We start from the raw sequence: 12,021 nt of genomic DNA on the forward strand, positions 1-12,021 counted from the left end.
TGGTGCACCCCCTCGGACTTGAACCGAGAACCCACTGATTAAGAGTCAGTTGCTCTGCCAATTGAGCTAGAGGTGCGAGGCTCTTTGCGAGCCAGTGGAAAAGATTAGCATGCTCTCGGAGCCTTCGCGAACCGATGAGCGGGCGGTGCTCGAGATGCGAAATACTGGAGCCATGACAGACACGCGCGCCCGCCTCGAGCAGGGCGACACGGCCCCCGATTTCACCCTCACCGACCAGTCGGGAGCGGAGCGCACCCTCTCCGATCTGCGGGGCGAGCGCGTCATCCTCTACTTCTACCCCGAGGCGGGCACGCCGGGCTGCACCACCCAGGCCTGCGACTTCCGCGACAACCTCAACAGCCTGAAGAGCGGCGGCTTCACGGTCCTCGGAATCTCGAGGGACACCCCCGCCAAGCTCGCGGGCTTCGCCGAAACCGAGGGCCTCAACTTCACACTGCTGAGCGATGCCGACAAGGCCGTGCACGAGCTCTACGGCGCCTGGGGCGAGAAGTCGCTCTACGGCAAGACGGTCACCGGGGTGCTGCGCTCGACCTTCGTGATCGACGAGCAGGGCGTCGTGACGCTCGCTCTCTACAACGTCAAGGCCACGGGCCACGTGGCGTCGCTGCGCAAGAAGCTCAAGCTCGACGCGTAGCGGCCACCACGGGGGGCGAGAAGAGCAGCAGCACGGCCGCGATCGCGGGCGCCAGCAGGTACCAGCCCACCTCGGGCGAGGCCACGATCCCCTGGAAGCACGCGACCGCGATGACGATCTGCAGGAGCTGCCAGGTGAGGGAGGCCGCCCTGGTCCAGGGCTGCATGCGCAGGGTGTGCACGGTCACGACGGCGAGGAAGACCGCAGCGATCGCCGAGAGCACGAGGATGGCGAGAGCGGTCTCGTACGAGGCCGGCTGCTCGGTGAGGAGTTCGAGCACGAGCCACACCGTGACCCCCGCCAGAGCGAGCGCCTCGGCGGCGAGGATGACCGCCAGCACCACCAGGAGCACCGGCCGACGAGGGCCCTTCCGGCCGGGCGGTACGGCACTTTCATCGGATGTTCGCGCCTCGTTCATCTCGTCTCTCACGCCCGCACTCCGTCGAAACCCTTGATTTGCAAATACCAGTATGCGACCATAACTGATGTCAATGTTGCTCACAGTGACGTGAGCGGGTGCAGTCTCCTCTGACTGCAACGTCCACCGTGCCATTGATATCTCACCCGAATTCCCTCCGGTCATTCGACCGACGCACCCTGGTAACACCAAAGGAGTACCCGCTATGGATTGGCGCGACAAAGCCGCCTGCCTGACCGCCGACCCGGAACTGTTCTTCCCCGTCGGGAACACCGGACCGGCCGTCGATCAGATCGACAAGGCGAAGGCCGTGTGCGCCCGCTGCACCGTCACCGAGGTCTGCCTGCAGTACGCACTCGAGACCGGTCAGGACTCGGGCGTGTGGGGTGGCCTCAGCGAAGACGAGCGCCGCGCCCTCAAGCGCCGTGCCGCGAGGGCCCGCCGCGCCTCCTGATCTCAACGGATCTCGAACCCATCGAGTCGAGGAGCCCCCGGTTCCCGCTCGGTGGGTTCTTCCGTTGCGCAGGAGCGCGCACCCGGCCGTCAGCTCTTCTTGAGCCAGCGGAACGGGATCTCGATGGTCACGACCGTGCCCGATCCCACCATCGTGTGCCAGTCGATCGTGCCGCCCAGTTCTCCCTGGATGAGGGTGCGCACGATCTGCGTGCCGAGTCCAGAGCCGACCTTGCCCTCCGGCAGGCCGGTTCCGCTGTCGCGCACCTCGACCGTGAGCAGATCCTCAGAGCGCGTGGCGACGATCTCGACCTCGCCCTCCTGACCGGCCAGTCCGTGCTCGACCGCGTTGGTCACGAGCTCGGTGAGCGCGAGCGCGAGAGGCGTGGCGTACTCGCTCGGCAGCACGCCGAAGCTGCCGGACGACTTGGGGTGCACGGTGGTGTTGTGCGCCGAGGCCACCTCGGCCACGAGCAGCAGCACGCGGTCGAAGACCGTGTCGAAGTCGACCTTCTGGTTGAGCCCCTCGGAGAGGGTGTCGTGCACGACCGCGATGGCCGCCACCCGCCGCATGGCCTGGGTGAGGGCATCCCTCGCCTCGTCGGAGTGTGTGCGACGGGCCTGGATGCGCAGCAGCGACGCCACGGTCTGCAGGTTGTTCTTGACCCGGTGGTGGATCTCGCGGATGGTCGCGTCCTTCGTGATGAGCTCGCGCTCCTGGTGGCGGAGCTCCGAGACGTCGCGGCTCAGCACGATGGCGCCGAAGCGGTGACCGCGCGTGCGCAGCGGGATGGCGCGGAGCGACACCGTGACTCCCCTGGCCTCGATGTCGGTGCGCCACGGTGCCCGGCCGGTCACCACGAGCGGCAGCGACTCGTCGACCACGAGCCGGCCCGCGAGCAGCCCCGTGGTGACCTCGGCGAGCGACTGGCCCTCGAGCTCGCCCGCGAAGCCCATGCGGTTGAAGGCGGAGAGTCCGTTGGGGCTCGCAAAAGTGACCACTCCGTCGACGTCGAGGCGGATGAGGCCGTCCGAGGCACGGGGGGCGCCGCGGCGCGGCCCCGTCGGTGCACCCAGATCGGGGAAGTCGCCTGCCGCGATCATGGCGAACAGATCGTTGGCGCACTCGTTGAAGGTGAGCTCCTGGCGGCTCGGCGTGCGCGCCTCACTGAGGTTGGTGTGCCGCGTGATCACCGCGATGGGCTTGTCGGTGGTGGTCTGCTCGGCCATCGAGAGGCGACGCAGCACGGGGATGGCCCGCACCCTCGTGGGGGTCTCCTCGTACCAGTCGGGGGCCGCGGTGTCGACGATCTGGGCGCTCTCGAACGCATCCGTCACCTGTTTGCGCCACTCGGGCTTGATGGTCTGCCCCACGAAGTCGCGGTAGAAGAGGGTGGCGGAGCTCGAGGGGCGGGAGTGGGCCACGGCCACGAACGTGCCGTCGATCGTGGGCACCCACAGCACGATGTCGGCGAAGGCCAGGTCGGCGAGCAGCTGGCAGTCGCTGACCAGCAGATGCAGCCACTCGACGTCGGCTTCGGTGGAACTGCCGTGGGCGGTGACCAGGTCGCTGAGAGTTGACACGGGTTCTAGCCTACGGTGCTCGAAGTGTGACTCCCGTGACCGCGTTTCCCTACGAACCGGTCACGGGAGTCGTCTGTCTCCGGCCGGGGCTGCGGTAGGTCGGGGGAACGGGCGCCCCGGCCGGAAGAGGGTGCACCTCGCGGTGCGGATACAGTCCATCAGCCGCGGGAGCACGGGTGTTATGAGCAATCTCCACTCAGTCGCTGCCCGGCCGCCGCAGAATCCACAGGGCATAAACGCATCTGGACAAGCCTTGTCGACACTGGTTGAGTAACAGCCTCCGGGGCTGGTGAGCAGTGCTCACCTCCCGAGACGAGCTGCGCTGCGGCGAGGGCTCACCGACCACGAAGGAGTTCCATGAGCGCGCAGATCACCACCCTTCCACCCCGCCCCACGAGGTCGGCGAGACGGCCCCGGCCGCTGGGGCGGGTGGAGGATGGCGATCGCGAGCGGCACTCCGATCCGCCCGACCCGCACTCACGGGCGGTGCCCGATCCGCATCACGACCCGCTGCCCGACCCGCGGCCGCTCGCCGAGAACCTCGCACGGTGCGTGGTCGAGATCCTGGCGGGATCCCGCGATCTGGATCAGATCGCCCGCTGGTTGAGCTCCGACGTGCACGCCCACCTCCTCAAGCGGGTGGTGCTGTCGGCGAGAGCCAGACGGGTGCACGGCGAGGCGCCCTGCCGACCGACCTTCAGCATGGGCAGGGCTGTCGTGTCGGAACCGCGCCCTGGCGTGGTCGAGGCGGTCGTGATCGTGCACGGGCGCGCCCGATCGCGAGCGGTGGCGATCCGACTCGAGCAGCTCGGCCGTCGGTGGCGCGCCAGCGCGATCCACGTGCTCTAGGTCGAGACCGGCACGCAGACCGCGAGCAGAGCTCTAGCGCTTCTTCTTGCCCTGCGCGCGCCGCTGGGCGCGGTTGGCCGAGTCGCCGGCCGTCGAAGATCCGGAACCCGACGAGCCGGAGCCCGACGAACCCTTCGAGCCCTGAGGCTGCGACCGCTGGCCGCTCTTCTGACCGGCACCGGCAGAGGTGCCACCCGAGGCGGACGAGCCCGACGCCGCGTTGGCACCCGAGCCGGCTGCGCCGCCTCTGGCGAACGCACTCGCCACGGGGGCCGCCTTCTCCTCGGCCTTCTGCGCGCGAGCCGTGGCGGCCTGCTCGATCTGGCCCTTCTGGTTGCGCACCTCGACCCCGCCGGAGTCGCTCGGCGCCGAGAAGCTGAGCTTCTCCGGTGCCGGGGTGGCGGGCGTGAGGCCCTTGGCCTCCACCTTGGGAGCGCCCACCTCGGCGGCCGAGGCGTTGACCTCGACCTCGAGGTTGAACAGGAAGCCGACGGTCTCCTCGCGGATCTGGCCCATCATCGACTGGAAGAGCGCGAAGCCCTCGCGCTGGTACTCCACGAGCGGATCGCGCTGCGCCATGGCGCGCAGGCCGATGCCGTCCTTCAGGTAGTCCATCTCGTAGAGGTGGTCGCGCCAGCGGCGGTCGATCACCGAGAGCACCACGCGGCGCTCGAGCTCGCGCATGGCGGGCTCGCCGAGCGTCTCCTCGCGCTTGGCGTAGGCGATCTTGGCGTCGGAGAGGATCTCGCGCGCCACGAACTCGCGGTTGATCCTGCCCTTGCTGCCTGCCTCGGCCACGACCTCGTCGATCGAGATCGAGATGGGGTAGAGCGTCTTGAGCTCGGCCCACAGGGCGTCGAAGTCCCAGTCGTCTCCCGTGCCCGTGGAGGCGTGCTCGGTGATGACCTCGTTGATGACGTCGTCGAGGAAGCGCTGCGTGCGGTCCTGCAGGTTGTCGCCCTCGAGGATGTGGCGGCGGTCGCTGTAGATGGCCTCGCGCTGCCGGTTGAGCACGTCGTCGTACTTCAGCACGTTCTTGCGGATCTCGGCGTTGCGGCCCTCGACCTGCGACTGGGCGCTGCGGATGGCGCGGGAGACGACCTTGGACTCGATGGCCAGGTCGTCCGGCACGTTCGAGCGGCCCATGAGGCTCTCGGCGGCGCCGGCGTTGAAGAGGCGCATGAGGTCGTCGGTGAGCGACAGGTAGAAACGGCTCTCGCCGGGGTCGCCCTGACGACCGCTTCGACCGCGCAGCTGGTTGTCGATGCGTCGCGACTCGTGGCGCTCGGTGCCGAGCACGTAGAGACCGCCGGCCTCCACGACCTTCGCGGCCTCCTCGTCGACCTCGGCCTTGACCGAGCTGAACACCTCGTCCCACGCCGCCTCGTACTCCTCGGGAGTGTCGACGGGGCTGAGGCCACGGGCGTTCATGGCGGTGACCGCGAGGAACTCGGCGTTACCGCCGAGCATGATGTCGGTTCCACGACCGGCCATGTTGGTGGCCACCGTGACCGAGCCGAGACGACCGGCCTGGGCCACGATCGCGGCCTCACGGGCGTGGTTCTTGGCGTTGAGCACCTCGTGGCGCACGCCGCGCTTGGCGAGCAGCCGCGAGAGGTACTCGCTCTTCTCGACGCTCGTGGTGCCGACCAGCACGGGCTGGCCCTTCTCGTGCCGCTCCACGATGTCCTCGACCACCTGGTCGAACTTCGACTGCTCGTTCTTGTAGACGAGGTCGGACTGGTCGATGCGCTTCATCGGCCGGTTCGTGGGGATCGAGACGACGCCGAGCTTGTAGGTGCTCATGAACTCGGCGGCCTCGGTCTCGGCCGTACCCGTCATGCCACCGAGCTTCTCGTAGAGCCGGAAGTAGTTCTGCAGGGTGACCGTGGCGAGGGTCTGGTTCTCGGCCTTGACGGCCACACCCTCCTTGGCCTCGATGGCCTGGTGGATGCCCTCGTTGTAACGACGGCCGGCCAGGATGCGACCGGTGTGCTCGTCGACGATGAGCACCTCGCCGTTCAGCACCACGTAGTCCTTGTCCTTCTTGAACAGGGCCGCTGCCTTGATGGAGTTGTTGAGGAACGAGATGAGCGGGGTGTTGGCCGACTCGTAGAGGTTGTCGATGCCGAGGTAGTCCTCGACCTTCTCGATGCCGGGCTCGAGCACACCCACGGTGCGCTTCTTCTCGTCGACCTCGTAGTCCTCGTCGGGAACGAGCTTCTTGGCGATCTGGGCGAACTCGTTGAACCAGCGGTTGGCCTCGCCCGAGGCGGGGCCGGAGATGATGAGCGGGGTGCGCGCCTCGTCGATGAGGATCGAGTCGACCTCGTCGACGATCGCGAAGAAGTGGCCGCGCTGCACCATGTCGGATGCCTGCCAGGCCATGTTGTCGCGCAGGTAGTCGAAGCCGAACTCGTTGTTGGTGCCGTAGGTGATGTCGGCCTCGTACTGCACCCGGCGCTCGGCAGGGGTCTGGCCGGAGAGGATGCATCCGGTGGTCATGCCGAGGGCGCGGAACACGCGGCCCATGAGCTCGCTCTGGTAGCCGGCGAGGTAGTCGTTCACCGTGATGACGTGCACGCCCTTGCCGGCGATGGCGTTGAGGTAGGCGGCCGTGGTGGCCACGAGGGTCTTGCCCTCACCGGTCTTCATCTCGGCGATGTTGCCGAGGTGCAGGGCGGCTCCACCCATGAGCTGCACGTCGAAGTGGCGGAGCCCCAGGGTGCGGCGCGCGGCCTCGCGCACGGCCGCGAAGGCCTCGGGCAGCAGGTGGTCGAGGCTCTCGCCGCCCTCGTAGCGCTCCCGCAGGCGGGGGGTCTCGTCTTTGAGCTCCTCGTCCGAGAGCGCCTGGAAGTCCTCTTCCAGGGCGTTGATCGCCTTCGCGTAGTTCTGGAGCTTGCGAAGTGTGCGACCCTCGCCGACGCGAAGGACCTTTTCAAGAACTGAGGCCACGGAGTTTCTCCCACTGCAAGTCGTCGCTGCGCTGTCCGCGCAAGCCTAAGACATACTAGTTGCTCATGTCTGAGGGTCGGCGGCAGAGCACCTGAACGACTGCGGAGAGGCTCCGTGGCCCCGGCGACGGCCGTCAGCGGGCCGAGATGCCCACCGTCTCGTTCTCGAGCTCCACGAACGGCACGGCGTTCTGGTCGAGCGCGATCACGCCGTAATCCCAGCCCTTGCGCCGGTAGACCACGCTGGGCCTCTCGGACTCGGAGTCGATGAAGATGTAGAAGTCGTGGCCCACGAGCTCCATGTGGTACAGCGCATCGTCGACCGTCATGGGCTCGGCACCGAACACCTTCTTGCGGATGACAACGGGGCTGTAGGCCTCCTCCTCGGCCTCGGGCGCCTCGGTCTCCTGAGCCGCCACGGCGGGGGCGGATCCGGTGAGCAGCTCCACGCCGGCGGGCTGCACGTCGATCACGGCGAAGCCTCCGGTGGCCGCCTCGTGCAGCGAGACGGGGCGGTGCTGGCCGCGGTGCACCTTCTTGCGGTCCTTCGCCCGGCGCACGCGCTGCATGAGCTTGGCGATGGCGAGGTCGAAGGCGGCGTACTTGTCGCTCGCCGCGCTCTCGGCCCGCACGAGGGGGCCCGGACCGATCAGGGTCAGCTCCACCCGATCGTCTCCGCTCTGCACACCCGCTGCGGAGTTGTGGCGGCTCACTTTGATCTCGAGCACCAGCGCCTTGTCGGCGAGGTGGGCCACCTTCTCGGCCTTCTCGGTCGCGTACTCGCGAAATCGATCCGTGATCCCTAGGTTTCTTCCAGTGATGTTCACGTCCATGGAGACCTCCTAGCCATTGTTGATGGCGCCGGTTCGTCGAAGACGGGACCGTTCGCGCCTTGTGGGCCCCACGCTAGTACGGGCACCCCCACAAGTCACCGTTTAATCTCCTGGCGATCCTCTTGCGTTCACCTGAGCGTCGCCGAGCCTCCCGCGTGTCGTCGCGGCGTGTGCGCCAGGCAAGCCGCCGCCAGCACGCTCCCCCCGGCCCGCACCACCGCCCTCCGCGCCTCGGCGAGCGTGGCTCCCGTGGTGACGACGTCGTCGACGAGAAGCACAGCGCGGCCCGCGAGGGGCCCCTCCGCACGGAGGGCGCCCTGCAGGTTGGCGCGGCGCTCGGCGGCGGACAGACCGGCCTGGTCGCGCACGGCACGCACCACCACGAGTCGCGCGGATCGGGCCGCGGGGTGCCCGGCTCGGCGCAGCAGCTCGTCGACCGGTCGGAAGCCCCTGTGGCGCACGGCCTGCGCCGACGAGGGGATGGGGAGCACGAGCACACCGGGTGGGGGTCGCGCAGCAGCGACCGCCGCGGCGAGCGCGGGGGCGAGCACCCCGAGCACGTCGGTGCGCCCCCGCTCCTTCAGGGCGCCGATCGCACGCGCGGCGACCCCGGCGTACTCGAGCGCCGCCAGCACGGGCGACCCGATCCGCTCGCCACCGGTCATCGCGCCCACCTCTCTCACGTCCGGCACGAGTTCGGCGCGGCACGGCGTGCACATCCCCCACCGCAACCGCACCTCCGCGCCGTCGGCCGCGCACCCGGCGCAGGCCACGGGCACGAGCACGCCGGCCGCCCCGGCCAGCCAGGCGCTCCACCAGGATCCGGGGTCGTGCATGCTCCCCATGGTCGTCGGCGACGGATTGACGAGCGCCCCCGAGACCGGGATGGTGGAGAACGGTCAGTTCTGCACAGCGAGTCGGCCGATGCCCGTGGCGGCGACCTGCCACGCACTCCCCCGCTGCTGCAGCAGGCTCCCGTCGCGGGAGAGCACCCGCAGCCCCTCGAGGTCGTTGCCGCCGGCGATCGTGACGGCTCCTGGCGGCGACCCCAGCGAGCTGCTGCGACCGCCGAGGGTCTGCAGCACGGCACGCGCCTCGCCGGAACCCAGCTCGGTGACCGACGCGACCGAGAGCTGGTCGACCCACGTGGCGTCGAGAGGAGTACCCGTGGACGTCGTGAGCTCCACGGGGCGCCCGAGTCGCTGCGGCACGCCGTCCTGGCTCCGGATGACGGCGGCGACCACGAGCTTCGGCACCCCGTCGACCGAGAGCAGGGCCAGAGCCCTCGTGCCGTCGCGGGAGATCTCGAACGAGGTGATGTCGGAGGCGCCGTCCCAGTTCGTGGGCACGGCCGTGCCCGCGCCGTCAGGACCGAAGACCGTGAGCTCCGTGGGCTGGCCGGTGGGCACCGACCACACGTAGCCGAAGGGGTCGACGGCGGGCGCGATGAGGGAGGGGCGCTGATCGAGCAGCTGCGGCGCCGACCCGCCCCGCACGGCGTGGACCGCGCCGTCGGCCCCGCGCACGGCCGCCGTCTCCGACGACTCGGAGAACGCCGCATCGAGCGGCTGCAGCGACTCCACGCCGGCGCTCACGCCCTCGACCGCGGCCACGCCGTCGCCCGCGAGGTAGCCGAAGGCACCGTCGCGCACCACGAGCGGCCGGGAGTCGACCCTCGTGGAGACCTCGGCGGGCAGCGAGGTGGAGCCGGGGATCGGCACGATGTTCTGGTCGACCGAGATCGCGATGGTGGAGGCGGAGGCCAGGTCGCTGAGGCTCGCCGAGAGCTGACGTTGCATGCGCTGCAGGTCCACCGCATCCGATTGCAGCACGTTGCTCGAGAGCTCCACCTGGGTCTGCCCGCCGGCCGTGACGACCGCGGGGGTGATGGTGCCGTCGGGGAACGCCGTCACCACGGCCCCGTCGCCGAGCCACGCCGAGGGGCCGGCGAGCAGGGCCCGCACCACCCGGGTGCCCACGGCGGTGGAGGTGGGGAACCAGCGCAGGTCGGGCACGAGGTAGGTGAACGTCGGATCGTAGAAGTAGAGGGCGTGCGAGCTGAACACCTGGTCGAAGAAGAGCTCCTCGATGACGATGCCGTCGGCGAGCGCGTTGATGCGCCATTCGCCGTCGACCCGCGTGAACCCGAACTGCAGGGTCGTCGGAGCTCCCGGCGCCGTCTCGGTGTAGGAGCCGTTGCCGTCGACCCTCGCCGCCTCGGAGATGCTCATCTGCAGCGTGGTGTCGTTCAGCGACGAGGTGGGTCGCGGGCCGGAGTCGACCGTGGTGCCCTCGTTGGGCCGCCAGGCGTCGGCGGCGTTCGGAGTGAGGTACCGGCGGGCGATCGCGTAGTCGTCCTGCGGGCTCTTGGCGGCCAGGATGAAGCCGTTGAGGATCTCCTGCTGCGTGGCACCCGCGGTGGGATCCGCGGCGAGGAAGATGACGTCGATGTCGTCGTCGGTGCCGATCGCATCCCCCTCCTCCACCGGCCCGGAACGCGGGATGCCGCTGCAGGCGGCCACCAGCACGAGGAGCAGCACGGCGGCCAGGCCGAGGAGGCCCTTGCGCAGGCGGTCAGTCATGGTCTCTCCCCGTGGGCAGTCCGGCGGGTGGTCTGAGCTCGGCGACAGCGGGCGCCTCCCCGAACGCGTCCGACGGCTCGAGCGGAAGGGGCGACTCGCCGATCATGCGGCCCTGGATGCGCGGCAGCGTGAGCCGGAAGTTCGAGCCGGCGCCCGGCCGCGACCACACCTCGAGCACGCCGCCGTGGAGCGTCGCATCCTCGAGCGAGATGGCGAGCCCGAGCCCTGTGCCTCCGATGGTGCGCTTGCGCGACGGATCGGCGCGCCAGAACCGGTCGAAGACCCGCTCGGCCTCCTCCTCGCTCATGCCGCTGCCGTAGTCGCGCACCGAGAGCGCCACCGACCGCTCGTCGCTGTCGACGCTCACCACGATGGGCTTGCCCTCACCGTGCTCGATCGCGTTGCCGAGGAGGTTGCGCACGATGCGGCGGATGCGGCGGCCGTCGACCTCCGCCTCGAAGTAGCCGCCAGGCGCCACGAGGCGCAGCTGCGAGCCGGCCTGCTCGGCGAGCGACTCCATGCCCTCCACCGCATCCTCGGCCAGGCGCACGAGGTTGGTGGGCTCGGTGTCGAGCGAGGCGGATCCGGCGTCGAAGCGGCTGATCTCGAGCAGGTCGGAGAGCAGCACCTCGAACCTCTCGGTCTGGGTGTGCAGCAGCTCGGCCGTTCGGCCGGTGGCCGGAGGGAACGACTCGCGCTGGTCGTAGAGCACGTCTCCCGCGAGCCGGATGGTGGTGAGCGGGGTGCGCAGCTCGTGCGAGACATCGGAGACGAAGCGCTGCTGCACCTGCGAGAGGTCGGCCAGCTGGGTGATCTGCGACTGCATGCTGTCGGCCATGCCGTTGAACGAGCGGGCCAGCGTGCTGATGACGTCGTCGCCGCGCTCGGGGATGCGCACCTCGAGCTGGCCGGCCGCGAGCTTCTCGCTCGTCTCGGCCGCCACCCGGATGGGCTCCACCACGAGGCGCACGATGAGCCACGCCACCATGCCGATGAGGATGATGAGCGCGAGACCGCCGAGCCACAGTGTCTGCTGCACGAACACGAGCGTCTGATCCGCCTCGGCGAGGTTGTAGCCGATGTAGAGCTCGAACGATCCGGCTCCGGGGATGGTGAGGGGCGACCCCACGATGATGCCGGGATCCGATCCGCCCTGCTCGTTGCCGAGGGGCACGGACTGCCAGTGCTGCTGGGCGCCGTCGGGGGTGTCGGCCACGGACTGCCGGAGCTCCTGGCTGATGACACCCGTGCGGGCGAGCTCGGGGCTCGCGAACGAGAGCACCGTGGTGGTGGGCGAGGTCTCGCCCGGCGTGGCGTAGAGGGCGATGAGCCGGCTCGAGGAGGAGGCGATGATGGCGGACTTGGCCGAGCTGAGCAGCGACAGCGTGGAGGCCTCGCCCGAGGCATCCGCGGAGTCGAAGATGGTCTGCGCGGCGGTCGCGGCGTTCTTGGACTCCACGAGCACCTGGTTGAGGCGCGACTGGAAGAGGTCGTTGCCGATCGAGATCGACATGTAGGTGCCCGTGACCACCACGGCGAGGGTCGAGAGCGCGACCGTGATCACGATCGTGCGGAACTGCAGCGACCGCCTCCACACCCGCACCACCTGGCGGGGCCAGCCCCGCCAGCCCCTGGCACCCTGCACGATGGCGGGGCCCACACGGGTGGTGCGCGGGCGCTCGCTCACGGGAGT

General features: G+C 69.4%; 10 protein-coding genes and 1 tRNA gene. 3 read left to right on the top strand and 8 right to left on the bottom strand.

Annotated elements, in window-relative coordinates; translation table 11 throughout:
• Positions 1-76, bottom strand: a tRNA-Lys gene (locus ACEXQC_RS07250).
• Positions 77-172: 96 nt separating this feature from the next.
• On the opposite strand from ACEXQC_RS07250, the gene bcp reads away from it, so the two are divergent.
• Entirely contained in the window at positions 173-655 is a 483-nt protein-coding gene (bcp, locus tag ACEXQC_RS07255) for a thioredoxin-dependent thiol peroxidase (RefSeq protein WP_374819951.1), read from the top strand.
• Here the strand turns inward: bcp and ACEXQC_RS07260 are convergent.
• Positions 639-1,007: a hypothetical protein gene (locus tag ACEXQC_RS07260; RefSeq protein WP_374819953.1), complete on the bottom strand. Its 369-nt coding sequence runs from the start codon at positions 1,005-1,007 to the stop codon at positions 639-641. The genes bcp and ACEXQC_RS07260 overlap by 17 nt on opposite strands.
• Positions 1,008-1,278: 271 nt before the next feature.
• Between ACEXQC_RS07260 and ACEXQC_RS07265 the strand changes: the two genes are divergently transcribed.
• Positions 1,279-1,527: a WhiB family transcriptional regulator gene (locus ACEXQC_RS07265; protein WP_055808652.1), complete on the top strand. Its 249-nt coding sequence runs from the start codon at positions 1,279-1,281 to the stop codon at positions 1,525-1,527.
• Between the two features lie 89 nt (positions 1,528-1,616).
• On the opposite strand, the gene ACEXQC_RS07270 is transcribed toward ACEXQC_RS07265, so the two are convergent.
• Positions 1,617-3,110, bottom strand: a complete 1,494-nt coding sequence (locus ACEXQC_RS07270) for a sensor histidine kinase (protein WP_374819956.1) — start codon at positions 3,108-3,110, stop codon at positions 1,617-1,619.
• Positions 3,111-3,467: 357 nt separating this feature from the next.
• Between ACEXQC_RS07270 and ACEXQC_RS07275 the strand changes: the two genes are divergently transcribed.
• On the top strand, positions 3,468-3,959 hold the full coding sequence (locus ACEXQC_RS07275; RefSeq protein ID WP_374819957.1) for an Rv3235 family protein: 492 nt from the start codon (positions 3,468-3,470) through the stop codon (positions 3,957-3,959).
• Positions 3,960-3,992: 33 nt separating this feature from the next.
• On the opposite strand, the gene secA is transcribed toward ACEXQC_RS07275, so the two are convergent.
• From secA to mtrB, 5 genes are all read right to left on the bottom strand, one after another.
• Positions 3,993-6,914 carry a preprotein translocase subunit SecA gene (secA, locus tag ACEXQC_RS07280; RefSeq protein WP_374819959.1) on the bottom strand — a complete coding sequence of 974 codons (2,922 nt, stop codon included), beginning with the start codon at positions 6,912-6,914 and terminating at the stop codon, positions 3,993-3,995.
• Between the two features lie 133 nt (positions 6,915-7,047).
• Entirely contained in the window at positions 7,048-7,746 is a 699-nt protein-coding gene (hpf, locus tag ACEXQC_RS07285; RefSeq protein WP_374819961.1) for a ribosome hibernation-promoting factor, HPF/YfiA family, read from the bottom strand.
• A 128-nt stretch (positions 7,747-7,874) separates the two neighbouring features.
• Positions 7,875-8,582, bottom strand: a complete 708-nt coding sequence (locus ACEXQC_RS07290; RefSeq protein WP_374819963.1) for a ComF family protein — start codon at positions 8,580-8,582, stop codon at positions 7,875-7,877.
• A gap of 63 nt (positions 8,583-8,645) precedes the next feature.
• Positions 8,646-10,328 (bottom strand): LpqB family beta-propeller domain-containing protein, encoded by a 1,683-nt coding sequence (locus ACEXQC_RS07295; RefSeq protein WP_374819965.1) that lies wholly within the window; start codon positions 10,326-10,328, stop codon positions 8,646-8,648.
• The gene (mtrB, locus tag ACEXQC_RS07300; protein WP_374819967.1) at positions 10,321-12,015 is read right to left on the bottom strand and encodes an MtrAB system histidine kinase MtrB; all 1,695 of its coding nucleotides are present in this window, start codon (positions 12,013-12,015) and stop codon (positions 10,321-10,323) included. Before mtrB ends, ACEXQC_RS07295 begins: the two co-directional genes overlap by 8 nt.
• Positions 12,016-12,021 lie beyond the last annotated feature (6 nt).

The sequence above is a fragment of the Herbiconiux liukaitaii genome, from assembly GCF_041927495.1.
GTDB lineage: Bacteria > Actinomycetota > Actinomycetes > Actinomycetales > Microbacteriaceae > Herbiconiux > Herbiconiux liukaitaii.

Bases quoted from the DNA above. Each gene is read 5' to 3' on its own strand.
- ACEXQC_RS07265 (WP_055808652.1), top strand. From the start codon at position 1,279: ATGGATTGGCGCGACAAAGCCGCCTGCCTGACCGCCGACCCGGAACTG.
- bcp (WP_374819951.1), top strand. From the start codon at position 173: ATGACAGACACGCGCGCCCGCCTCGAGCAGGGCGACACGGCCCCCGAT.
- ACEXQC_RS07295 (WP_374819965.1), bottom strand. From the start codon at position 10,328: ATGACTGACCGCCTGCGCAAGGGCCTCCTCGGCCTGGCCGCCGTGCTG.
- hpf (WP_374819961.1), bottom strand. From the start codon at position 7,746: ATGGACGTGAACATCACTGGAAGAAACCTAGGGATCACGGATCGATTT.
- ACEXQC_RS07275 (WP_374819957.1), top strand. From the start codon at position 3,468: ATGAGCGCGCAGATCACCACCCTTCCACCCCGCCCCACGAGGTCGGCG.
- ACEXQC_RS07290 (WP_374819963.1), bottom strand. From the start codon at position 8,582: ATGCACGACCCCGGATCCTGGTGGAGCGCCTGGCTGGCCGGGGCGGCC.